General features: G+C 69.2%; 17 protein-coding genes and 2 pseudogenes. 6 read left to right on the top strand and 13 right to left on the bottom strand.

All coding sequences use genetic code 11. The features are described 5' to 3' along the window. Positions 1 to 30: 30 nt before the first annotated feature. The 6 genes and pseudogenes from ACRQ5B_RS06600 to ACRQ5B_RS06575 all read right to left on the bottom strand — a co-directional run bounded on the left by ACRQ5B_RS06600 (position 31) and on the right by ACRQ5B_RS06575 (position 8,217). Positions 31 to 1,095: a Gfo/Idh/MocA family protein gene (locus tag ACRQ5B_RS06600; RefSeq protein WP_432398114.1), complete on the bottom strand. Its 1,065-nt coding sequence runs from the start codon at positions 1,093 to 1,095 to the stop codon at positions 31 to 33. 134 nt (positions 1,096 to 1,229) lie between these two features. Further along, positions 1,230 to 2,942: an ABC transporter family substrate-binding protein gene (locus tag ACRQ5B_RS06595; protein WP_432398111.1), complete on the bottom strand. Its 1,713-nt coding sequence runs from the start codon at positions 2,940 to 2,942 to the stop codon at positions 1,230 to 1,232. Between the two features lie 47 nt (positions 2,943 to 2,989). Continuing rightward, positions 2,990 to 5,257, bottom strand: coding sequence for a dipeptide ABC transporter ATP-binding protein (locus ACRQ5B_RS06590; RefSeq protein ID WP_432398108.1), 2,268 nt, complete (start codon positions 5,255 to 5,257; stop codon positions 2,990 to 2,992). After that, on the bottom strand, positions 5,254 to 6,222 hold the full coding sequence (locus ACRQ5B_RS06585; protein WP_377970888.1) for an ABC transporter permease: 969 nt from the start codon (positions 6,220 to 6,222) through the stop codon (positions 5,254 to 5,256). Before ACRQ5B_RS06585 ends, ACRQ5B_RS06590 begins: the two co-directional genes overlap by 4 nt. Positions 6,223 to 6,224: 2 nt before the next feature. Then, a pseudogene (locus ACRQ5B_RS06580) lies at positions 6,225 to 7,210 on the bottom strand (ABC transporter permease). A gap of 365 nt (positions 7,211 to 7,575) precedes the next feature. Beyond that, positions 7,576 to 8,217: a TetR/AcrR family transcriptional regulator gene (locus ACRQ5B_RS06575; protein WP_432398105.1), complete on the bottom strand. Its 642-nt coding sequence runs from the start codon at positions 8,215 to 8,217 to the stop codon at positions 7,576 to 7,578. A gap of 118 nt (positions 8,218 to 8,335) precedes the next feature. Between ACRQ5B_RS06575 and ACRQ5B_RS06570 the strand changes: the two genes are divergently transcribed. From ACRQ5B_RS06570 to ACRQ5B_RS06560, 3 genes are all read left to right on the top strand, one after another. Beyond that, positions 8,336 to 8,899, top strand: a complete 564-nt coding sequence (locus tag ACRQ5B_RS06570) for an NAD(P)H-dependent oxidoreductase (RefSeq protein WP_290257221.1) — start codon at positions 8,336 to 8,338, stop codon at positions 8,897 to 8,899. A 113-nt stretch (positions 8,900 to 9,012) separates the two neighbouring features. Continuing rightward, complete coding sequence (locus tag ACRQ5B_RS06565; protein WP_432398102.1) at positions 9,013 to 10,305, top strand: PLP-dependent aminotransferase family protein; 1,293 nt, start codon at positions 9,013 to 9,015, stop codon at positions 10,303 to 10,305. Between the two features lie 42 nt (positions 10,306 to 10,347). Continuing rightward, on the top strand, positions 10,348 to 10,779 hold the full coding sequence (locus tag ACRQ5B_RS06560; RefSeq protein ID WP_412884345.1) for a universal stress protein: 432 nt from the start codon (positions 10,348 to 10,350) through the stop codon (positions 10,777 to 10,779). Between the two features lie 39 nt (positions 10,780 to 10,818). Here the strand turns inward: ACRQ5B_RS06560 and ACRQ5B_RS06555 are convergent, their stop codons facing one another. Further along, a complete protein-coding gene (locus tag ACRQ5B_RS06555) occupies positions 10,819 to 12,420 on the bottom strand; it encodes an AMP-binding protein (RefSeq protein WP_432398100.1) in 1,602 nt (533 codons plus the stop codon). A 233-nt stretch (positions 12,421 to 12,653) separates the two neighbouring features. On the opposite strand from ACRQ5B_RS06555, the gene ACRQ5B_RS06550 reads away from it, so the two are divergent. Next, positions 12,654 to 12,992, top strand: a complete 339-nt coding sequence (locus tag ACRQ5B_RS06550) for a hypothetical protein (protein WP_400159663.1) — start codon at positions 12,654 to 12,656, stop codon at positions 12,990 to 12,992. 104 nt (positions 12,993 to 13,096) lie between these two features. Here ACRQ5B_RS06550 and ACRQ5B_RS06545 read toward each other — a convergent pair whose 3' ends face one another. The 4 genes and pseudogenes from ACRQ5B_RS06545 to ACRQ5B_RS06530 all read right to left on the bottom strand — a co-directional run bounded on the left by ACRQ5B_RS06545 (position 13,097) and on the right by ACRQ5B_RS06530 (position 18,129). Next, entirely contained in the window at positions 13,097 to 14,638 is a 1,542-nt protein-coding gene (locus tag ACRQ5B_RS06545; protein ID WP_432398097.1) for a dihydrolipoamide acetyltransferase family protein, read from the bottom strand. Positions 14,639 to 14,649: 11 nt separating this feature from the next. After that, entirely contained in the window at positions 14,650 to 15,630 is a 981-nt protein-coding gene (locus tag ACRQ5B_RS06540; protein ID WP_432398094.1) for an alpha-ketoacid dehydrogenase subunit beta, read from the bottom strand. After that, positions 15,627 to 16,865 (bottom strand): pyruvate dehydrogenase (acetyl-transferring) E1 component subunit alpha, encoded by a 1,239-nt coding sequence (pdhA, locus tag ACRQ5B_RS06535; RefSeq protein WP_432398091.1) that lies wholly within the window; start codon positions 16,863 to 16,865, stop codon positions 15,627 to 15,629. The genes ACRQ5B_RS06540 and pdhA overlap by 4 nt, the downstream gene beginning before the upstream one ends. A gap of 146 nt (positions 16,866 to 17,011) precedes the next feature. Beyond that, positions 17,012 to 18,129 (bottom strand): annotated as a pseudogene (locus ACRQ5B_RS06530) (histidinol-phosphate transaminase). 59 nt (positions 18,130 to 18,188) lie between these two features. Here ACRQ5B_RS06530 and ACRQ5B_RS06525 point away from each other — a divergent pair. Then, the gene (locus tag ACRQ5B_RS06525; RefSeq protein ID WP_290257213.1) at positions 18,189 to 18,614 is read left to right on the top strand and encodes a phage holin family protein; all 426 of its coding nucleotides are present in this window, start codon (positions 18,189 to 18,191) and stop codon (positions 18,612 to 18,614) included. Here ACRQ5B_RS06525 and ACRQ5B_RS06520 read toward each other — a convergent pair. Together ACRQ5B_RS06520 and ACRQ5B_RS06515 are read right to left on the bottom strand one after the other, a co-directional pair. Next, positions 18,559 to 20,007, bottom strand: coding sequence for a hypothetical protein (locus ACRQ5B_RS06520; protein ID WP_432398087.1), 1,449 nt, complete (start codon positions 20,005 to 20,007; stop codon positions 18,559 to 18,561). The two genes, ACRQ5B_RS06525 and ACRQ5B_RS06520, sit on opposite strands and share 56 nt — an antisense overlap. After that, positions 20,007 to 20,306, bottom strand: a complete 300-nt coding sequence (locus ACRQ5B_RS06515) for a hypothetical protein (protein ID WP_432398085.1) — start codon at positions 20,304 to 20,306, stop codon at positions 20,007 to 20,009. Before ACRQ5B_RS06515 ends, ACRQ5B_RS06520 begins: the two co-directional genes overlap by 1 nt. 244 nt (positions 20,307 to 20,550) lie before the next feature. Between ACRQ5B_RS06515 and purB the strand changes: the two genes are divergently transcribed. Beyond that, positions 20,551 to 22,002, top strand: coding sequence for an adenylosuccinate lyase (purB, locus tag ACRQ5B_RS06510; protein WP_432398082.1), 1,452 nt, complete (start codon positions 20,551 to 20,553; stop codon positions 22,000 to 22,002). Positions 22,003 to 22,020: the final 18 nt, after the last annotated feature.

The following is a 22,020-nucleotide window of genomic DNA, read 5'->3' as shown; positions in this document are numbered from 1 at the left end:
TCATCCGTACGGATGGCTGCCGTTCGGGCGTTAAGGCCTCTCCCCCGCGATTTCTCTTGCCTGCTCGATGATCTCCAGGCCTTCGACGGCGTCGGCGGGGTCCACCGGGAGGGGCAGGGGCGAGTTCGCGCCGCCGTCGGCGATTTTCTCCGCGAGCAGACGGTAGAACTCCGGGTAGGCGCCGCGTTCGGTGGGCAGCCGGTCCAGGTGGCCGTCACGGCCCAGCAGGCCGGCCCACTCCGTGTCCTCGACCCCGTACGCCGCGTCCAGCGGGCTGCCGCCGGCAGCCAGGTAGGGTTCCTGCGGGTCAACGCCGTGTTTGGTGAACCCGCCGCCGCTGCCGAGGATCCGGAACCGCGGCCCCTGCTGGGCGCAGAGCAGGTTCATCCAGAGGTGGCTCGTCACCCCGGAGTCGTGCCGCAGCGCCACGAAGGCGTCGTCGTCGGAGGCCCCGCCGGGCCGGCGCACGGCCAGCTCGGCATGGGTGAGCGTGGCGGGCCCGAAGAGCCGCAACGCCTGGTCCACCAGGTGGGTGCCCAGGTCGTAGAGCACCCCGCCGCCCTCGGCCGCCGTCGCCGTCGCCTTCCACGGCTTGCTGACCGCCGGGGACCAGCGCTCGAACCGGGACTCGAAGCGCGCCACCTGGCCCAGGCTGCCGGCCGCCAGCAGACCGCTGACGGTCAGGAAATCGCCGTCCCAGCGGCGGTTCTGGAATACGGTGAGCACCCGGCCCAGCCGCCCGGCCAGGCCGGTCAGCTCCCGGCCCTCGGCGCTGGTCACGGTGAACGGCTTGTCCACCACGACGTCGAGCCCGGCCTCCAGCGCGGCGCGGGCGAGAGGGTAGTGCGTGGCCGGCGGAGTGCCGAGCACCAGCAGGTCCAGGCCGTCCGCGGCTTCCACGATGGCCTCCGGGGTGTCCACGAGCCGGGCGCCCGGGTAGCGGTCGGCGGCCGCGGCGCGCCGGCCCGGGTCCGCGGTGGCGATGACCTCCAGCGAATAGGCGGGGTCCGCGGCGATCAGGGGCGCGTGGAAGACGCTGCCGGAGAGGCCGAAGCCGGCGACGGCGGTGCGGAGGGGATGCGAGGGGGCTGCCATGGGTCCACGGTACCGGCCCCTTGCACACGCAGGGCGCTCCCTCGGTTTCGGCTACAAAAAGGCGACGCTCCCCCACAGTGTGAGGGAGCGCCGCCCGATGGTCCGCTACCGCGGAGAAAGTGTCGGTGGGGAGGTTACTTCTTTTCCCAGCCGATGGTGGTCCAGTCCGGAACTTGGGACAGGCTCTTGAACAGGGAGGGACCGTAGTTCGCCAGGCCCGTGCGGGCGAAGGAGATCTGCGGGCCGTTCATCACGACGCCCATGGAGAAGTACTTCGCCATGTGCTCCTTCTCGACCTCCATGGCCGCCTTGTTGCGCTCGGCATTGTCGGCGATGGTAGAGAGCTTCTTGATCTTCGCGTCCAGGTCGGCGTCGCCGAGCTCATTCTCGTTGGTCTTGGAGTCGTAGAACTGCTTGACCGCGTCGGTCGCGTCGGCGCCGACGGTGTAACCGGAGACGCTCAGGTAGAAGTCGCGGCTGCCCAGGACCTTGCCGAAGTCGGCGGAGGCGCGCTGGTCGATGCCGACATCCATGCCGCCGGCCTGGAGCTGCTTCTGCAGGGTCTGGGCGAAGGCGAGCGTGGTGGGGTCGTCACCGAAGTTGCTGATCTTGAAGGCGGCGGGAACGCCGTCCTTTTCCATGATGCCCGCGGCGTTGGCCTTGTAGCCGGCGTCGGTCAGGACCTTCTTGGCGGCGTCGGGGCCGGTCTCGGTGACGGGGTAGTTGTCCTGGTAGTACTTCGAGAACGGCAGCAGCATCATCGAGCCGGAGCTTTCCTCTTCCCAGTTCAGCCCGTTGAAGCGGACCTTGCGGAGGGCCTCGCGGTCAACTGCGGTGAAGATCGCCTTGCGGATGGCGACGTCGGTCATCGGAGCCTTCTGGGCGTTGATGTTCAGGCCGCCGGCGAACAGGCGCTGGCCGCGCCGGATCTCGGAGTTCTTGGTGCCGTCGAGCTGCTTATACGGCGTGATGGTGTTTGCGGACACACCATCGATCTCACCGTTCTTGAACGCAGCGATCGCTGCGCTGGACTCGAGCTGGCGGAAGACGACGCTTTCCAGCACCGGCTTGGTGCCCCACCACTTGTCGTTCGGGACCATGGTGACGGTCTTCGCGGCGGTGTCGTACTTGTCGACCTTGAACGGGCCGGCCATCCACTCGGGGTGCATGTCTCCGGTGAAGCCGGTGTTGAAGATCTCCGGGGTGTTGACCGCAGGGTGGACGAAGCCGGTGAACAGGGCGTCCAGCGGGTACACCGGCTGGGTGGTGGTGACAACGACTTCCTTGTCGTTGGCGCCGGCCTTGACCGAGTCGACGAATTCGTAGGCGCCGGACGAGACGATGTCGATGTCCTTGTTCTGCCCGTTGAGCATCTTCCAGGTGTTCTCGAAGGTCTTCACGTCGATCGGGGTGCCGTCGTTGAACGTGGCCTTCGGGTTCACCTTGATGGTGATGGTCTGCTTGCCGTCCTTGACATCGCTCTTGACGTCCTCGCAGAAGTTCTTGTTCGGCGTGGCGGTGCCGTCGAAGTCGAAGTTCCAGCAGCCCCAGGTGCCGGCCTCATCGATCGGGCGGTGCAGGGCGGTGTTGTCCGCACTGTTGCCGGTGTTGGAGAAGCCGTTGAAGTCCGGGCCGATGTTGCCCAGCGGCAGGGTGAGCTTGCCGCCCTGCTGCAGGTCCTTCGGGTCCTTGGCGTTGATGCTGATGAGCTTGGACAGGTCGCTGCCCGAGTCCTGGCCCTTGGCAGCTTCCGGGCCCTTCGACCCGCCCCCGCCACCGCCGCAGGCGGTCAGCGCGAGAGCTGCCACGACGGCGGTGACGCCGCCGATCTTGGTGAGATTCTTCATTTTTCCCCTCATTTTTATCTGTTGCACTGCTGCGCCTGACGGGTAGGTCAGGTGGTTTCGTGGACTACGAGCATGTCCGCGTCCAGGTCGCCGTCCGGGTAGAAGCAGGCGAATTGCTGGTCTGTGGGGGCCGACGGCGGACCGCCGGCCGGGCGGCCCGGGGCCGCCTCGGGCTGTGCCGCGTTTTCGAGCACGGGTTCGATGGTCAGGCACTTCTCCTGCTTGGCGGGAGGAAGCGCGGCGAAGACCGGGCAGCGGGTCGCGAAGTTGCAGCCCTGCGGCGCATCCAGCGGCGAGGGCAGGTCACCCTGCAGGATGATCCGTTCCCGGGTGCGTTCCAGCCGCGGGTCGGGCACCGGGATCGCGGAGAGCAGCGCCCGGGTGTAGGGGTGGCGGGGGCGGTCGAAGACCTCGTCGACGTCGCCGATTTCCACGATCTTGCCCAGGTACATGACGGCCACCCGGTTGGAGATGTGCCGCACCACGGACAGGTCGTGGGCCACCATCAGGTAGCTCAGGCCCAGTTCGGCGCGGAGCTGGTCCAGCAGGTTGATGACGCCGGCCTGGACCGAGACGTCCAGCGCGGAGACCGGCTCGTCGAGGACCACCAGTTTGGGATTGACCGCCAGTGCCCGGGCGATGCCGATGCGCTGCCGCTGGCCGCCGGAGAACTGGTTGGGGAAGCGGTTGACGTGGTCAGGCTGCAGGCCCACCAGCTCCATCAGCTCCATGATCCGTTTCCGGATCGCGGGCTTGGCCATGCCGGAGTTCTCCAGCGGTTCGGCCAGCACCTCGAAGACGGTGAAGCGCGGGTCCAGGGCGCCGGTGGGGTCCTGGAAGACCATCTGCAGTTCCCGGCGCATGGCGGCCTTGGTCTTCGCGTCCGAGGCGGCCTTGTTGCTCAGGCCGCCGATGGTGACCTCGCCGTCCTGGTCCCGGTGGAACTCCATGATTTCCAGCAGCGTGGTGGTCTTGCCGCAGCCGGATTCGCCCACGATCGAGAAGCACTCGCCCTCGCGGATGTCGAAGCTGAGCCCGTCCACGGCCTTGACCGTGCCGATCTTGCGCTTGATCAGGGAGCCCTTGAGCAGCGGGAAGTGCTTGCGCACGTCGTTGAGTTCCAGCACGGCCTTGCGGTCGGCGCGCGGGACGGCGTCGAAGCGGGAGACCGGTACCTCGGGGGCGGAGAAGATCCGGTGCACGTCCACCCCGGCACCCAGTTCTTCGCTCTTGATGCAGGCGGCGCGGTGCTCGAGCGTGCCGTCCCCGGCGCCGCCGACGGCCAGCAGCGCGGGTTCGCCGTCGAGGCATTCCTCCGTGGCCAGCGGGCAGCGGGGCGCGAAGGAGCAGCCGGTGGGGGCGTTGATCAGGTTCGGCGGGATGCCCTCGATCGGCACCAGGGAGCTCTTCTCGGCGGTGTCCACGCGGGGCACGGCGCCGAGCAGGCCCATGGTGTAGGGCATCCGAGGGTTGTAGTAGATGTCGTCGACGCTGCCGGTTTCCACCGGCCGGCCCGCGTACATCACCATGATGTCGTCCGCCATGCCGGCCACGACGCCGAGGTCGTGGGTGATCATGACGACGGCTGCGCCGGTCTCCTCCTGCGCGGTGTGCAGCACCTCCAGCACCTGCGCCTGGATGGTGACGTCCAGCGCCGTCGTCGGCTCGTCCGCGATCAGCACCCGGGGGTTGTTGGCGATCGCGATGGCGATCATCACCCGCTGCCGCATGCCGCCGGAGAACTCGTGCGGGAAGGCCTTGAGCCGGTCCTTCGGGCTGGGGATGCCCACCATGGCGAGGAGTTCGACGGCGCGCGCCTCCTTGGCCTGCTTGCTCATCCCGAGGTTGTGCACGGTGAGCGCCTCGATGATCTGGGCGCCCACGGTGTAGACCGGGGTCAGCGAGGACAGCGGGTCCTGAAATACCATCGCCATCTCGTTGCCGCGGTGGCGGCACATGGCCTTGTCGCTCAGGCCCAGCAGCTCGGTGCCGTGCAGCCGGACCGAGCCTGTGATGTCGGCGGTTTCCGGCAGCAGGCCCATGATGGCCATAGAGGTCACGGACTTGCCGGAGCCGGATTCGCCCACGATGCCGAGGGTCTTGCCGGGCATCAGGTCGAAGTCGACGCCGCGGACGGCGTGGACCACGCCGTTCTCGGTGTTGAACCGGACGTTCAGGTCCCGGACGGAGAGGACGGCGCCCGCGGGCGCGCTGTCTGTGTTGTGCCTGTCGGCGCTGTGTAGCCCGGCGGCGCGCAGGCGTTCGGCGGTATCGAGGCGTTCGGCGGTGCCGAGGCCGGTGGAGTCGCTGCTCATGCGGTGGCCTTCTTCCTTTTCTTGGCGCTGCCAATCGAGCTGGAGCTGGGGTCGAACGCGTCCCGGAGGCCGTCGTTCATCATTGCCAGGGACCCGGTGAGCAGGAACATGACGGTCAGCGGCACCCAGAACATCCACGGGAAGGTGGAGACCTGGGAGGTGGCCTGGCCGATCAGCACGCCCAGGCTCACGTCCGGGACCTTGATGCCGATGCCGATGAAGGAGAAGGCGACCTCGGAGAGGATGGCGCCGGTGACGCCGCGGGTGATGTCGAGCACCAGCAGCGAGCCGATGTTCGGGACCAGGTGACGCCAGACGATGCGCCGGGCGGGAACGCCCATGTACTGGGCGGCCTTGACGAAGTCGCGCTGCATCAGGGACATCGAGAGGGACCGGATGAGGCGGGCGGTGCCCATCCAGCTGAAGACCAGCAGCACGATGATCAGCAGCAGCCAGCTGGGCAGGCTCTTCTTGAGCCCGTCCCCGCCTCCGCTGGTGGCCACGGCCACCACCAGCAGCGCCGGCATCATGATCAGCGCTTCGAGGATGAAGAGCATGACCTTGTCGACCTTGCCGCCGAAGTAGGCCATGGTGCAGCCGTACACGGCGGCGATCAGGACCGAGACCAGGCCCACCACCAGGCCGATGAGGATGGAGACCCGGGTCCCCTCGACGGTGAGCGCATAGAGGTCGATGCCGGCCTGCGAGGTGCCCAGCAGGTGCTCGGCGGAGGGCTCGGTGCCGATGTTGAACGGGTCGATGGTCTCCTTGTCCCAGCTGGAGAGCGCCCCGCCGAAGAAGGAGAGCAGAGTCAGGAGGATGAAGATGACGAGGCCGGCGACGGCGGTCTTGTTGCGCAGGAAGCGGCGGAGGATGATCCGCGACTTGGCGATGACGACGTCGCCGTCCTCGATCTTTGCTTCCTCGGCGACCGCGGCCGGGTCGATGGCGTTGAGGTTGGTCATGGCTACTGCACCCGCACTCTCGGGTCGACAAGGGTGGTGGCGAAGTCGGCGAGGATCGCGCCGATCGCGAAGATCACGGAACCGTACGCCAGGGTGGCCGTCGCTGCGTTCACGTCCTGGAGGGCGATCGCGTCGATGCTCCACGAGCCCACGCCGTGCCAGGCGAAGATCTTCTCCGCGAAGAAGCCGCCGGCGAAGATCGCCGGGATGGTGAAGGCGATGCTCTGGGCCACCGGGATGAAGGAGACGCGCAGGGCGTGCCGCGTGATGGCCTGGTTGCGGGTCAGGCCCTTGGCGCGGGCGGTGCGGACGAAGTCGGCGTTGACGTTGTCCAGCAGGTACTGCCGCTGCGCGATCTGGTAGGCGCCCCAGCCCACGATCGTGATGGCGAAGGTGGGCACGGCGTAGTGGGCGAGCATGTCCAGGAACTGCACCCAGCCGTCACCCTCCAGGCCGGGGTGGAGATTCCGGTGACGAACAGGATCCGGTCACCCACGGTCTCGTTGATGTTGATGGCCCACAGCTGCACCAGGAAGTAGGCGATCGGTGCGGGCACGATGTACACCAGGTAGCTGTAGGAGGTGATGGCGCGGTCGGAGAACTTGTACTGCCGGGCCGCGGTGTAGACACCGAGGGCGACGCCAATGATCAGGGTCAGGATGATCGAGGCGAGGAAGAGCCGCGTGGAGATCCAGACCCGGTCGCCGAACTCTGCGTTGATGTAGGCGCCGTTGGGGCTGCGGCCCCAGTCCCAGCGGGTGACGATGCCGGTGAGCCAGTCCACGTAGCGTTCCCAGGGGCTCAGCGCGGGGTCCAGGCCCTTGAGCCGGAACGAGTTGGCGACCTGCTCGGGGGTGGGGCGCGGGATGCGTTCCTGTTCCAGCAGCGCCGGCTGCAGGCTGGTGACCGCCAGGAAGTATCCGGCACTGGTGGTCAGGAAGATCATGACGACATAGGTGACGGCCCGTTTGGCCAGGTAGCGGAGCATGCGGCTACGTCAGGCTGGCCGTCGACTGTGCTGCGGAAAAGGGCGCCGCCGGGCGGGGCAGGCGCGCCCGTCCTGGTGCCGGGTTAATGAGTTCGTTCACAGCGCGAATCCTTCCGTAGTCCCCGCGTGACGGGGGTCTCCGCCGTCGGTCCGGGATCAAGGCCAGCAGGTGCGTGGCCACCCGCAGGCCCTTCGGCCAGCCTCGTAAGGCAGTATGTTGCGGGTCACATTCCAGAGGAAACTACCACATAGAAATCGCGAGGCCGGGCGGGAAATGCGCCAATCCGGGACCGTCACTACCAGATCGTTATGAATAATTCCCTTGAATTGATTTGACTTGGCTGACGGCCGGAACAGGGCGTACCCTACGCGGCGCCGACCACCCGGACGGCCAGCTCACGCCAGGACTCCGCCAGCCGTTCCGGGGACACCTGGTGCACCCGGACGGCGTAGAGGATGCGCTCCGGCTCGAGGGTCACGCTGAGCGATCCGGCCATCAGCCAGGGGTCCGCCGTGAAGCCCGCCTCACGGAGCAGCATCTCCAGGTGGCGCTGCCAGAGGACGGCGGCCGGGACGTCGAACCGGTTGTAGGGGGATTCATCCGCGGCCCGGGCCAGGTCGCCGAATTCCAGCACCCAGCGGATCCGGGCGGCACCCACGGCCACCAGCCGGTCCAGGGGCGGGGCGCCGGGACCCAGGGGCGGCGGACCGAACATGAACAGGCCCTGGAACTCCGCCTCCGCGTCGCTGAGCAGGCTCACCATCAGCCCGGCCCGGCTGCCGAAGCGGCGGAACACCGTGCCCTTGCCCACGCCGGCCCGTGCGGCGAGGGAATCCATGGTGAGGGCCTCCGCGCCGCCCGCGGCGATCAATTCCCGGGCGGCGGCCAGCAGGAGCTCGCGGTTGCGCGCGGCATCCCGGCGCTCGGACGGCTTTCCGGCCGCAGCGGGCAGGGCGGCGCCGGGCGCGGACCCCGGCATGCCGGGGCGGAGGGGGATGTGGCTCACGCTCCACATCCTAGCCGCCGGGAATAATAAACGGACCACAGTCCGTTTACCTTCGTGAAGGCCTCCGGGCCGGTTCCATCAGCCACGCGCCGCCCACGGCGCACACGAAGGAGACTCCATGTCCAGCACCACCGTCCTCACCCTCGTCGGCAGCCTCCGCGCCGGCTCCACCAACGCCCAGCTCGCCGAGGCGATCCAGCTCAACGCGCCGGAGCAGGTGGAGGTCGTGATCCACGACAGCCTGGGTGACATCCCGTTCTACAACGAGGACATCGACGTCGAGGGCCAGGTTCCCGCCGCCGCGGCCGCCCTGCGTGCCGCCGCCAGTGAGGCCGACACGCTGCTCCTGGTCACCCCCGAGTACAACGGCACCGTTCCCGCCCCGCTGAAGAACGCCATCGACTGGCTGTCCCGCCCCTTCGGCGCCGGCGCCCTCAACGGCAAGCCCACCGCCGTCGTCGGCACCGCCTTCGGCCAGTACGGCGGCGTCTGGGCCCAGGACGAGGCGCGCAAGGCCGCCGGGATCGCCGGCGCCCGCGTCCTCGAGGACGTCAAGCTCGCCGTCCCGGGCTCCATGGTCCGCTTCGCCGAGGTCCACCCGAAGGACGACGCCGAGGTCGTGGAGCAGATCAAGGGTGTCTTCCAGGCCATCGAAGAGGCCCGCACCGCCGACGCGGCCTAGTCTCCCCGCACCGGAAGCCCCCGGCCGGCCCCTGGCCGCCGGGGGCTTTCGTCTGCGAGTTTTCTTGTGAACAAAAGTTTTCCCCACGACAACAAGCGCTGTATCCTGAGAGTGTGACCCACGAAACACTTGATGCCGCCGGCGCTGTCCTGCCGGCCGAGGCCATTGACGCAATCGAACGCGCGGCTACGTCCGCCCACCGCCACGAGGAACTCTTCTCGGAGCGCGCAGCAAACATCAAGCAATCGGCGGTGCGGGACGTCTTCGACATCTCCCTGCGGCCCGGGCTCGTCTCCCTCGCCGGGGGCAGCCCGTACCTCCAGTCCCTCCCGCTGGACCGGCTCGCGGAATCGGCGGCCCGGATCATCGCCGAGGAGGGCCTGACCGCCCTCCAGTACGGCGGCGGCCAGGGCACCGAGGAACTCCGCCGCCAGATCTGCGAGGTGATGGCCGCCGAGGGAATCGTCGACGCCGCCCCGGAGAACATCGTCATTACGGCGGGCTCCCAGTCCGCCCAGGACGTGGCCACCAAGGTCTTCTGCAACCCCGGCGACGTGGTCCTGGTGGAGGACCCCACCTACGTCGGCGCGCTGAACACCTTCGAGGCCTACCAGGTGCAGGTTGCCACCATTCCGATGGACGGCGACGGCATCGTCCCGGAGCAACTGGAGGCGCGGATCGCCGCCCTGCAGGCCGAGGGCAAGAACATCAAGTTCCTCTACACCATCCCCAGCTTCAACAACCCCTCCGGCATCACCCTGGCCGCCGAGCGCCGGCAGCAGGTCGTTGATATATGCCGTAACGCGAATATCATCATCCTGGAGGACAACCCCTACGGGCTGCTGCGCTTCGACGGCCACCCGCTGACGCCGCTGCGCGCCGCGAACCCGGACGACGTCATCTACATGGGATCCTTCTCCAAGATCTTCGCCCCCGGCCTGCGGATCGGCTGGGCGCTGGTCCCCGCCCACCTGCAGCGCCGCTACTACCTCGCCTCCGAGGCGGTCACCCTGTGCCCGCCGACGCTGAACCAGATGCTGGTCTCGGCCTACCTCCGCGACTACGACTGGCAGGGCCAGATCGCCACCTACCGCGGCCTCTACCGGGAGCGGTGCGAGGCGATGCTGGCGGCCCTGGAGGAGTACATGCCGGAGGGGCTCAGCTGGACCCGGCCCGAGGGCGGCTTCTTCGTCTGGGTCACCCTGCCGGAGGGCATCGACACGTACCCGCTGCTGCAGAAGGCGATCGACGCCGGGGTGGTCTTCATTCCGGGCGCCGCATTCAGCCCCTCCGACGAACCCTCGAACAAGCTGCGGCTCGCGTTCAGCGCCGTCCCGGCCCAGGCGATCGAGGAAGGCGTGCGCAGACTGGCGCCGGTCCTGCGGGAAGCCGTCGGGGCGTTATAGCCTGAACTGATTGTCTGGCCCGCCTGAATTAGAGGAGACCTCATGTCCGGAATCATCGTCGTCGGCGTCGACGGCAGCGAAACTGCCCTGCGCGCCGCGCACACCGCGCGCGACCTGGCCGCTTCCCTCGGTGCCACCCTCCACGTCGTCAGCGCCTTCGACAGCGACCGGACGCAGGTGTTCGGCAGCGGCAGCGACCAGTGGATCGTCTCCGACGCCGGCGACGCCGAGACGGTCGCCAAGGGCGTGGCCGAGAAATTGCAGTCCGAAGGCACGGCCGTGACCTACTCCGCGGCGCGCGGCAAGCCTGCCGAGGCCCTGATCCAGGAGGCCGAGCGCACCGGCGCCCGGATGATCGTGGTGGGCAACCGGCGGATGCGCGGCCTGGGCCGCGTACTGGGGAGCGTTGCGAACAGCGTGGCCCACAACGCCCCCTGCGACGTCTACATCGCCAAGACCGACTCACCGGAATAGCGGCCCCGGCCGCCTCCGGCGGCTCATGGGCTCAGGGGCTCAGGCCTGCTGCGCCGGGTGCGGGTTCTTCAGCACCCGGCGCAGGATCTTGCCCGAAGCCGATTTCGGCACGGCGTCGATGAACTGCACCCGGCGGATTTTCTTGAACGGGGCAACCTTCGCGGCCACGAAGTCCTCGACGGCAACCTCGTCCAGCGCGTCGCCGTCGGGCCCGGGCTGGCGCACCACGAAGGCCATGGGCACCTCCTGGCCGTCCTCGTCCACGCTGCCGATCACGGCGGCGTCCGCGATGCCCGGGTGGGTCAGCAGCAGCGCCTCAAGCTCGGCCGGGGCGATCTGGTAGCCCTTGTACTTGATCAGTTCCTTGAGCCGGTCAACGATCGTGACCACCCCGTCGGCGCGGACCGTCGCGATGTCCCCGGTGTGCAGGAACCCGTCCGCGTCCATCGTGTCCGCGGTCTCCTCGGGCCGGTTCAGGTACCCGAGCATCACGTTCGGGCCGCGGCACAGCAGATGTCCGGGTGCACTGGTGCCCTCGGCGGGAATCTCGATCTCGTCCCCGGTGGCGGGGTCCATCAGGCGGCACTCCATGTTGGGGACCGTGAAGCCCACCGAACTGACCGGGACGTCGTCGGCGTCGACCGGGATCAGGTGCGAGACCGGGCTCATCTCGGTCATGCCATAGCCCTGGAGCACCCGGCAGCCCAGCCGTTCGCCGAGCCGCGTGCCGAGCTCGCCGTCCAGCGGCGCCGCGCCGGACATGGTGGTGCGCACCGACCCGAGGTCATACTCGGCCACCATGGGGTGCTTGGCCAGGGCCACGGCCACGGGCGGGGCGATGAAGAGGAAGCTGCAGCGCTGCTCCTGGATCAGCCGGAGGAACTCGGCGAGGTCGAACCTGGGCATGGTGACCAGCCGGGCGCCTTCGCGCAGGGCCAGGTTCAGCAGCACCGTCAGGCCGTAAATGTGGAAGAAGGGCAGGACCGCCAGGACCCGGTCCTCGGCGGTGACCTTGAGCAGGTTCCGGGACTGTTCGACGTTGGCCACCAGGTTGCGGTGGCTGAGCATTACGCCCTTGGGCCGGCCGGTGGTGCCGGAGGAATAGGGCAGCACGGCGATGTGGGTTGCCGGGTCGAGGCTGACCTCGGGGGCGGGCTCCCCGGCTGTCAGCAGGTCCCGCAGCGAGGGGTGCCCCTCGGCGCCGTCGAGCACCACCAGCCGGTCGGCGGGAATGCCCGTCTCCTGCGCCGCGGCGCGTGCCGCCGGCAGCAGCGCCGAAACGGTGAAGAGCCAGTCCGCGCCGGCGTCGTCGAGCTGCTTTGCGGTTTCCTCGGCCGTGTACAGGGAGTTGACGGTGGTGACGGTGGCGCCGGCCCGCAGCAGGCCGTGGAAGACGACGGCGAAGGCGGGGGTGTTCGGGCAGAGGATCGCCGCGACGCCCCCGACGCCGAGGCCCCGGGCCGCGACGGCTCCGGCGACGGCGTTGACCCCATCGCGCAGTTCCCGGTAGCTGGTCTCCGCGCCGCTGCTGCCGTCCACCAGCGCCACCCGGTCCAAGGCGGCGTCGTCGAGGCCGGCAAAAAGGTAGTCGTAGAGGCTGACGTCGGGAATGTCTACGGCGGGGAACGGACTCCGGAACACCACTATCTCCTTTGATCGGTGAGGACCGCACCGCGGCGGCTGGTGCCACTCTAATGCCGCGGGGCGCCGGCGGACAGGAGGGCGGCACTTTGACCGCCGTCACGGTGGCCCGTGGGCAGTCTCACCCGGATCCGGGCCGGGGCGGCGGTGGGCGCGGCGGTAAAATGGGAGGTGCCCCCGACGGTGCGGACAGTCCTATCCGCCCACGTTTCCGGGAGAATCCCTTGCCTACTCTGCCTACTCTGCAACGCCGCCAGCTGGTCGGGCACGATATCCTCCTGGCCCGCCACGGCAACCACATCAGCGCCATGCGGGTGGACCGCGCCGCCGGGCGCGTGGTGGCCTACCTCGACGACGGCAGCGTGGACTCGGCGCCGAACCTGATTTCCCCGTCGCTGCAGATGCCGGCGACGGTGCGCAGCGTGCTGCGGGAGGACTGGAAGTTCCTCTCCATCGTTACCGGCGCGAGCTTCGGCGTGGCCGGCACCATGTTTGCCGCGGCCATCGCCGTCGCGAACTGGGGCGGCAGCCGGGTCATCGGCCAGCTCCTCTCGGGTTACTCCGGAGCGTAGGGCCTCCCGAAGGTTCTCACTCAACGGGAAGGGGCGGGCGCCCAGGCGCCCGCCCTTTCCCGTTGGTCAGACCCGGTTAGTCGCGTCTGATGGGTCGAGCACGGTTAGTCGAGCAGCAGCGCCGGTTCCTCGAGGATTGAGGCGACGTCAGCCATGAACCGCGCCGAGAGGTCCCCGTCCACCACACGGTGGTCGAAGGAGCCGCCGAGCGTGGTGATCCAGCGCGGGATGACTTCCCCGTCCAGTACCCACGGCTTCTGCTTGATGGTTCCGAAGGCCACGATCGCCACCTCGCCCGGGTTGATGATCGGGGTGCCGGTGTCGATGCCGAGGGCGCCGATGTTGGTGATGGTCAGGCTGCCGCCCTGCATCTGGGCCGGCTGGGTCTTCCCGGCGCGGGCCGTGGTGGCCAGCTCGTTCAGCGCCAGCGCCAGTTCCTTCAGCGAGAGGTCCTGGGCGTTCTTGATGTTCGGCACCATGAGCCCGCGCGGCGTGGCCGCGGCGATGCCCAGGTTCATGAAGTGCTTGACGTGAATCTCCGCAGAGTCGCTGCCGTCCTTCGCGTCCACCCAGCTGGCGTTCACGCTGGGGTTACGCGCCGCAGCCCAGATGACGGCCTTGGCCAGGATCAGCAGGGGCGAGACCTTGATGCCCTCGAAGTCGCGTGAGGCCTTCAGCCGCTTGACGAACTCCATGGTGCGGCTGGCGTCCACGTCGACGAAGATGCTCACGTGCGGAGCGGCGAAGGCCGACTCGACCATGGCCCGAGCGGTGGCCTTGCGGACGCCCTTGACCGGGATCTTCTCGATCCGCTGTTCCTGCGGCCGCCCGGTCTTGCCCCAGAAGGTGTCCGCCTTGTCCACCTCGGCGTCGCGCTGGGCCTGGTAGCTGACCAGGTCCTCGCGGGTCACCTCGCCGCGGGCGCCGGTGGGGACCACGTCGGCCAGGTCGATGCCGAGGTCCCGGGCGATCTTCCGGACCGGCGGCTTGGCCAGGACCTTGGAGACGAGCCCGGTGATGGCTCCGCCGAGGGTGGGGCGAGGGTCGGCCCCGGCAACGGGCGCCTGGGGTCCGCGTCCGGCCTGGGCGACGGAGGCCGGGTCGATCCAGATGTCGTGCGACTCGACCGGCTCGGCGGGAGCGGCTGCCGCGGGGGCTGCGGCCGGGCTGGGCGCGGCGGGGGCTGCGGGCACTGCCGGTGCGGAGGTCCGGCGGCGGCGCTTCACGGCGTCGGCCTTGGGGCCGGAGCCAACCAGCGGGCCGCCGGCGGGGCGGCCGTCGGGTTCGGCATCGGCGCTCGGGGTGAGCGTGCCGTACATCAGGGCCGGTTCCGGCGCCTCCGGCGCCTGTGGCCGGGCTGCGGCGGGCGCGGCGGAAGCCGTCGGGGCAGGTGCCGCGGGGGCCCCGGCGTCGGACACGCTGATGATGGGGGTGCCGACGTCGACCGTCACGCCCTCGGCGACCAGCAATTCCGCCACCGTCCCGGCGTAGGGCGAGGGGAGTTCGACGATCGACTTGGCGGTCTCGATCTCGCAGAGGATGTCGTTGACGGCCACGGTGTCGCCCGCCTTGACCTTCCAGGAGACGATTTCGGCCTCGGTCAGGCCCTCGCCGACGTCCGGGAGGTTGAACTTGTTTACGGTCATGGTGCTCCCCGTCAGTAGGCGAGGGCGCGTTCGAGCGCCTCAAGAATGCGGTCGATGTCCGGCAGGTAATCTTCCTCGACCTTGGCCACCGGGTAGGGCATGTGGAAGCCGCCGACGCGCAGCACCGGGGCCTCCAGGGAGTGGAAGGCACGCTCGCTGACGCGCGCCGCGATTTCGCCGCCGATGCCGCCGAAGGTGGGGGCCTCGTGCGTGACGATCAGCCGGCCGGTCTTCTTCACGGACGCGGTGACGGTGTCGAAGTCGATCGGTGAGATGGAGCGCAGGTCGATCACCTCGACGCTGTGTCCGTCCTCGGCCGCGGCATTGGCGGCCGCGAGGGCCACGGGCACCAGCGGGCCGTAGGCAACCACCGTGGCGTCGGTGCCCTCGCGCAGCACGTGGGCGGCGAAGGGGTCGGCGGAGCGGCCCGGAGCTTCGGTGTCGACGTCGCCCTTGAGCCAGTAGCGGCGCTTCGGCTCGAAGACGATCACCGGGTCCTGGCAGTCGACGGCCTGCTGGATCATCCAGTAGGCGTCGTGCGGGTTGGACGGGGTGATGATCCGGATCCCGGCGGTGTGCGCAAACAGTGCCTCGGGCGACTCGGAGTGGTGCTCGATGGAACCGATGCCGCCGCCGTAGGGGATGCGGATGACCACGGGGACCGTGAGGTTGCCGTTGCTGCGCGAGTGCATCTTGGCCAGCTGGGTGGTGATCTGGTTGAAGCCCGGGAAGACGAAGCCGTCGAACTGGATCTCGCAGACGGGCCGGAAGCCGCTGAGGGCCAGGCCGATCGCGGTGCCGATGATGCCGGATTCGGCCAGCGGGGTGTCGACGACGCGGTCGGCCCCGAACTCGCCGATCAGCCCGTCGGTGACGCGGTAGACGCCGCCGAGGGGTCCGATGTCCTCGCCCATCAGCAGGGTCCGGGGGTTGCCGGCCAGGGTGGCGCGCAGGCCCTCGTTGATGGCCTTGGCAATGGTCATGGTGGTCATCGGCTGGCTGCCCCGTCTGTCGCTGTGCCCTGTGTTCCGGAGTCCTCGGCATCGGCCGCCTCATCGGCGAAGCCGGTGCTGTATTCCTCGAACCAGGCCAGTTCCTCGGCCACCAGCGGGTGGGCCTCGGCGTAGGTGTTCGCGAAGGCTTGCCGGATGTCCGGGGTCTCCAGGTCGTGGGTGGTCTTGCGGACGTAGGCGGCGAGCTCGTCGCCGTCGGCCTTGACCTGCTCGAAGAAGGCGTCGTCCGCGAGACCCTCGGCCCGCAGGTACTTCTCGAGCCGCTCCAGCGGATCCTTGGCCCGCCACTGCGCCTCCTCCTCGGAGCCGCGGTATTTGGTGGGGTCATCGGCCGTGGTGTGGGCGCCCACCCGGTAGGTGAAAGCCTCGATCAGGACCGGGCTCTCGCCGCGCCGGGCCCGGTCCAGGGCCCACTCGGTCACAGCGTGCACCGCGATGACATCGTTGCCGTCCACCCGGATACCCGGGAAGCCGTAACCCTTGGCGCGGTTGGAGAGCGGAATGCGCGTCTGCACCGCGGTGGGGACCGAGATGGCCCAGTGGTTGTTCTGGCAGAAGAAGACCACAGGGGCGTTGAAGGATGACGCGAAGACCATCGACTCGTGAACGTCGCCCTCGGAGCTGGCGCCGTCGCCGAAGTAGACCATGACGGCGGCCTTCTCCCCGGTGGGGGCCAGCTTCTGCTCGCGCTGGATGCCCATGGCGTAGCCGACGGCGTGCGGCGTCTGGGCGGCCAGGACCAGCGTGTAGAGGTGGAAGTTGGTGTCCTTCGGGTTCCAGCCGCCGTTGGACACCCCGCGGAACTGCCGCAGCAGCTCGGCGAGGTCCACGTTCCGTGTGAGGGCGACGCCGTGTTCCCGGTAGGTGGGGAAGATGTAGTCCTGCGGCTGGCTGGCCCGGCCCGAGCCGATCTGCGCGGCTTCCTGTCCGGTCAGCGGCACCCAGAGGGCCAGCTGGCCCTGGCGCTGCAGCGCGGTGGCCTCGACGTCGAACCGGCGGATCTTGGCCATGTCCGCGTAGAAGCCCTTCAGCTTCCCGGCATCCAAGCGGGCGGCGTACTCGGAGAAAACCGGGTCCGTCCCCAGCGTCCCGTCCGGGCGCAGGAGCTGGACCATGGGGACGTCGGGGTCACCCAGGACAGCCTCGGCCTGCGCCTCGCGGCGGTCATCCGTGTCGGTTCCGTCGAACTCGGTGGAGGGCAGTTGTGTACCCATACCGTCTCCTTGCCTGCCGCATCCGGGGCGCTGCACTCGGTGGTAAATATGCCGATCCGGGAATACATCCCGGTTGTGGCATACATGATGGCTTACTCGTCCCCACAGTACCCTCCGCGGGTGGCCGTCGGGGGTGATGCTTACCGCTAGGAACCCTGCGGGGGTTTTGTATAGTTCGCACACAGTTCGAGGAAGCGGGTGTTGGCTTCCGTTTCGCCGATGCTGACCCGCACCCCCTCGTCGCCGAAGGCCCGGACGGAGAGCGCCTGCTCCCCGCCAGTGCGGCGAATTCGCCACTGTTGGCCCCGAGGTTCAGCCAGACGAAGTTGCCTTGGGCCTCCGGAACGAACCAGCCGAGGTCCCGCAGGCCCGCGGTAACCCGGTCCCGTTCGTCGACCAGGCTTTGTACCCTTTCTACAACCTGGTCGTAGTGCTGGAGGGAGGCGACCGCGGCGTCCTCGCCCAGCTGGGAGACGGCGAACGGGGTGGCGGTGACGCGGAGGTGCTGGGTCAGCTCGGGCTGGGAGACGCTGTAGCCCACCCGGAGGCCGGCCAGGCCGTGGGCTTTGGAGAAGGTCCGGAGCACCACCACATTGGGGTATTTGCGGTACATCTCGATGCCGTCCACGGCGTTCTCGGCCCGGACGAACTCCTGGTAGGCCTCGTCGATCACGACGACGACGTCCGCGGGCACGGCGCTGAGGAACCGTTCCGTCTCTTCGGTGGTGAGGATGGGCCCGGTGGGGTTGTTCGGGGTGCAGAGCAGGATCATCTTCGTCCGGACCGTGACGGCGGCGGCCATGGCGTCCAGGTCGTGGCGCCCGTCCGCGGTGAGCGGGATGCGGACGCTCTCGGCACCGGCGAGGCCGACGCTGATGGGGTAGGCCTCGAAGGAGCGCCAGGCGTAGATGACCTCGTCGGCCTTGCCGTCGTCGTTCTGGCCGGCGAAGGTGGCCAGCAGCTGGTTCAGGGCGCCGAGGCTGCCGGCGCCGGTGACGATGTCCTCGGCCGGGACGTCGAGGAAATCGGCGAGCGCGCCGCGGAGCTTACTGCTGAGCGGGTCCGGGTAACGGTTGAAGTCGGTCCGCGCCGCGATGGCCTGCTGCACTGCAGGGATCGGCGGGAGCGGGTTTTCGTTGGAGGAAAGCTTGTAGCTGACCAGCCCCTCGACGGGAGCCGGCGGCTTGCCGGCTGCGTATCGGGGAAGCAGGTCCACCACCGGCCGCGGGCGGATTCCGCCGGCCAGGCTGTCAGAAGAAGTCATGCCCCCTAGCCTACGACGCCACCCTGCCCGTGCGTCCGGTGATGTGACAGCATGGGGCCATGCGCTCTCTCTTTGTGCGGGTCATCGTCAATGCCCTGGCCCTCTGGGTGGCCAGCTGGATCCTGCCGGGACTGAATATCTCCACCACGGCCACCACCGGCGCCGTCGCGGACCAGGGGGTCACGCAGGGCACGGAGACCATCGGCATCATCCTGGCCTACCTGTTCATCGGCCTGATCTTCGGCCTGGTCAACGCCTTCGTCAAGCCGCTGGTCAGCCTGCTGTCATTGCCGATCACCATCCTCACCCTGGGACTGTTCACCGTCGTGATCAACGCGGCGATGCTGTATCTGACGGCCTGGCTGAGTTCCTACACGCCGGTGCACTTCACCATCGACTCCTTCTTCTGGACCGCCGTCCTGGCGGCCATCATCGTGACCCTGGTGTCGTTGGTGGCCGGGCGGCTTCCCGGCGGCCGCCGCTGACCGTACCGCCGGCGTGGGCCCCGACGCTCCCTCCTCCCGCGGGTACGTGACGCGCCTCGCGGCGGAGCGCGAACCGGGTGACGGCCGCTGTTCCGCCCGTACCCACCACGGCGGCGAGCGCGGCGGTGGATGCCTGCAGCGAGGGATCCCGGGAGACTTCGACGGCGGCGGCGCCGGCCTCGTAGTTCTCCAACCGGTGTCCCGGCCCCAGGCCGAAGTCCTTTGGCGCCGGGACGCTCAGGCTGTTGGTCAGGGTGGCCGTGACCCGGTCGCGGGTGTCCGCGTTCGGGGCGCCGTCCGCGCCGGGCACCCAATCGTCCCGGTGTTCCAAGTGCAAGCTGCTGATCCCCGGGGCGGGGCTGATTCCGCCGACCGGCGACCCGGCCGTCAGCACGTACTTGAGGTCGAATTCGGCGAGGAATGCCTTGTCCCGGCTGAGGTTCATGGCGTGAATGCCGCCCTGGCTGTAGCCGACGGCCACCAGCTGATCCCCCGCCTCCGCGCCGGCCTCGCGCAGCGCCGACCTGATGGCGGCTGTTGTTTCGACGGAGTCATAGCCCAGCGCCTCCGCGATGCCGGCCGTGTCGAAGGGATTGGTTCCGGCGGGAAGGCCGCCCAGCTGCGTCCCCGGGACCAGCACCACCCAGGCCGGCCCGCCGGCGGCATCGACCCTGATGACCTCGATCTCACCCGGCGTCCTGTCCACGTCCTCGGTACGGCGCAGCAGTCCGGCCGGCGTCAGGTCCACAGTTTCGGTGCTGGTCGCCCCGGCGGTGGCCGAGACCGGACGGGGCTTGAGGAAGCCGAGCCCGGGCTCGTCCGTCAGCGCCCTGACCAGGCCACCGATCGAGGCCGAGCCGGGGACCCCGGCGAGCGCTCCGGCCAGCGGGAGCGGCAGGCCCAGCAGCAGCGCCAGGCTTCCCGGTGAGGCCAGCCCGGTTTCGAACCGGTCGCGCACCCCGGGGAGGCCCAGGACCCCGCCGGTGGATCCATACTCGGGTCCGGTAAGGCCCACCCTCAGCAGCAAGGCGTTACGCGCCTCGGTGAACTCGTAATCCCGGTGGCTGGCCCTGACCTGGGAAGCGATGTGTTCCAGCTCGGCCCGGACCCTGCCGATCCCCCGGCCCGCCTCCCCCACCGCGGTGATGGCTTCACTGCCGCTGCGATAGGCATCCTGCTGATAGGGAAACAGGGACCGGCGGATCCCATCCGCCTCCGCTTCCACCGCGTAGAGGTCCCGCACCGAGGCGTCCAGGGCTGCCGCGCCGGCCAGCAATTCCTCGAACTGGAAGGCCACGCCACCCACCCCGCCGCGGATGCGGAGCATGCCGTCCGGGGGCGGGGCCACCGGACGGGGCACCTCGCCGGAACCGGCCGGACTGAGTTCGGTCATCAGTACCCCGTCCGGCCCGGGGCGAGGGCCACCAACCGGGCGTGGGCCAGCACCGCAGACGAGGCCTCGAGCAGGCCGTCCCGGGCCCGTCGGAGCGAGGCCGCCTGCAGCGAGAGCGTCACCCGGTAGGCCCGCCCGGCCGGCGACTGCCAGGTCTGCAGCTCCAACCGGGCCAGCGCCGCCAGGACGGCGTCCGCTTGCCCGGCGCACCCGGCCACCCGGGCCGCGAGCCGCTGCACCTCGGCGCTGCGGGAGGCACAGGCCGCCGCGTCTCCGGCCAGCACGGTTGTGGACGTCATCGCACTTCCTCCCTTCCCCGGCGTCCGCCGGCCTTCCTGCGTGTTCTCTGCCGCGTGTTCTCTGCTGTGTTCTCTTCCGGGGGTTGACCCCGCATCCCGGCCACACAACGACGCTAGGGCCAAGGCACCGGGGGCGGACACGGCACGATGCGGCTATGTGGACAACCGGCTGCGCCCCGCCCGGGCGGCTGTCATACCACCGCCCGGCTTCGGCCCCGGCGGCACTTCGTGAAAGAATCGGACCATGCCTGAAACTGCTGCCACAGCTGAGACCCGCACGCCGTCCGGACGCCTGGCCCTGGCCGCCTCCGGCACCCCCATCGCTCTGGGACCGCTGGACGGCCGCTACCAGTCCGCCGTCGCGCCTTTGGTGGACTACCTCTCTGAAGCGGCGCTCAACCGCGACCGCGTCGCCGTCGAGGTCGAATGGCTGATCCACCTGACCGGCAACAACGTCCTGCCCGGCGCCGGCCCGCTGTCCGCGGAGCAGCAGCAGCAGCTGCGCGACATCGTCACCGAGTTCGACGCCGCCTCGGTGGCCGAACTCGCCGAGATCGAGGCCGTCACCGTCCACGACGTGAAGGCCGTCGAGTACTACATCGGCCGCCGCCTGCCCGGCATCGGGATCGAGCACCTGACCGCGATGGTCCACTTCGGCTGCACCTCGGAGGACATCAACAACCTCTCCTACGCGCTCGGCATCAAGGGCGCCGTCGAGGACGTCTGGCTGCCGGCCGCCCGCACGCTCGTGGCCCAGATCAGCGCCATGGCCGAGGCCAACCGCGCCGTCCCGATGCTCTCCCGCACCCACGGCCAGCCCGCCACCCCCACCACCCTGGGCAAGGAACTGGCCGTCATCGCGCACCGCCTGACCCGCCAGCTGGACCGGATCGCGCGCACCGAATACCTGGGCAAGATCAACGGCGCCACCGGCACCTACGCCGCGCACGTCGCATCCGTCCCGGGAGCCGACTGGGAAGCCGTCGCGAAGCGCTTCGTCGAGGGCCTCGGACTTACCTGGAACCCGCTGACCACCCAGATCGAAAGCCACGACTGGCAGGCCGAGCTGTACGCCGACGTCGCCCGCTTCAACCGGATCCTGCACAACGTCTGCACCGACATCTGGAGCTACATATCGATCGGCTACTTCGCCCAGGTCCCCGTGGCCGGCGCGACCGGTTCCTCGACCATGCCGCACAAGGTCAACCCGATCCGCTTCGAGAACGCCGAGGCGAACCTGGAGATCTCCTCCGGTCTGCTGGACGTGCTCGGTTCCACCCTGGTGACCTCCCGCTGGCAGCGTGACCTCACCGACTCGTCGTCGCAGCGGAACATCGGCGTCGCCTTCGGCCACTCGCTGCTGGCGATCTCCAACGTCGCCAAGGGCCTGGACCGCCTGGACGTGGCCGAGAACGTGCTGGCCGCGGACCTGGACACCAACTGGGAGGTCCTCGGCGAGGCCATCCAGATGGTCATGCGCGCCGAGGCAATCGCCGGGGTGCCGGGCATGGAGAACCCCTACGAGCGGCTCAAGGACCTGACCCGCGGTCAGCGGGTGGACGCCGCCCGGATGCAGGAGTTCGTCCAGGGCCTGGGCCTCTCCGCCGAGGCGGAATCACGCCTGCTGGCGCTCACGCCGGGCCGCTACACCGGCATCGCGGACAAGCTGGTGGATCACCTGGTTGACGGCCGCTAGGTCATTCACGTCGAATTA

The organism is Pseudarthrobacter sp. L19 (assembly GCF_050859435.1).
Lineage (GTDB): Bacteria > Actinomycetota > Actinomycetes > Actinomycetales > Micrococcaceae > Arthrobacter.
The sequence above is the reverse complement of the archived record's forward strand: the minus strand, read 5'-3'. Positions and strand labels throughout refer to the sequence as shown.

What these genes read in the sequence shown, in the direction of transcription:
- ACRQ5B_RS06600 (WP_432398114.1), bottom strand. Translation starts at nt 1,095, where the DNA reads ATGGCAGCCCCCTCGCATCCCCTCCGCACCGCCGTCGCCGGCTTCGGC.
- ACRQ5B_RS06595 (WP_432398111.1), bottom strand. Translation starts at nt 2,942, where the DNA reads ATGAAGAATCTCACCAAGATCGGCGGCGTCACCGCCGTCGTGGCAGCT.
- ACRQ5B_RS06590 (WP_432398108.1), bottom strand. Translation starts at nt 5,257, where the DNA reads ATGAGCAGCGACTCCACCGGCCTCGGCACCGCCGAACGCCTCGATACC.
- ACRQ5B_RS06585 (WP_377970888.1), bottom strand. Translation starts at nt 6,222, where the DNA reads ATGACCAACCTCAACGCCATCGACCCGGCCGCGGTCGCCGAGGAAGCA.
- ACRQ5B_RS06570 (WP_290257221.1), top strand. Translation starts at nt 8,336, where the DNA reads ATGTCCAGCACCACCGTCCTCACCCTCGTCGGCAGCCTCCGCGCCGGC.
- ACRQ5B_RS06560 (WP_412884345.1), top strand. Translation starts at nt 10,348, where the DNA reads ATGTCCGGAATCATCGTCGTCGGCGTCGACGGCAGCGAAACTGCCCTG.
- ACRQ5B_RS06545 (WP_432398097.1), bottom strand. Translation starts at nt 14,638, where the DNA reads ATGACCGTAAACAAGTTCAACCTCCCGGACGTCGGCGAGGGCCTGACC.
- ACRQ5B_RS06540 (WP_432398094.1), bottom strand. Translation starts at nt 15,630, where the DNA reads ATGACCACCATGACCATTGCCAAGGCCATCAACGAGGGCCTGCGCGCC.
- pdhA (WP_432398091.1), bottom strand. Translation starts at nt 16,865, where the DNA reads ATGGGTACACAACTGCCCTCCACCGAGTTCGACGGAACCGACACGGAT.
- ACRQ5B_RS06525 (WP_290257213.1), top strand. Translation starts at nt 18,189, where the DNA reads ATGCGCTCTCTCTTTGTGCGGGTCATCGTCAATGCCCTGGCCCTCTGG.
- ACRQ5B_RS06520 (WP_432398087.1), bottom strand. Translation starts at nt 20,007, where the DNA reads ATGACCGAACTCAGTCCGGCCGGTTCCGGCGAGGTGCCCCGTCCGGTG.
- ACRQ5B_RS06515 (WP_432398085.1), bottom strand. Translation starts at nt 20,306, where the DNA reads ATGACGTCCACAACCGTGCTGGCCGGAGACGCGGCGGCCTGTGCCTCC.
- purB (WP_432398082.1), top strand. Translation starts at nt 20,551, where the DNA reads ATGCCTGAAACTGCTGCCACAGCTGAGACCCGCACGCCGTCCGGACGC.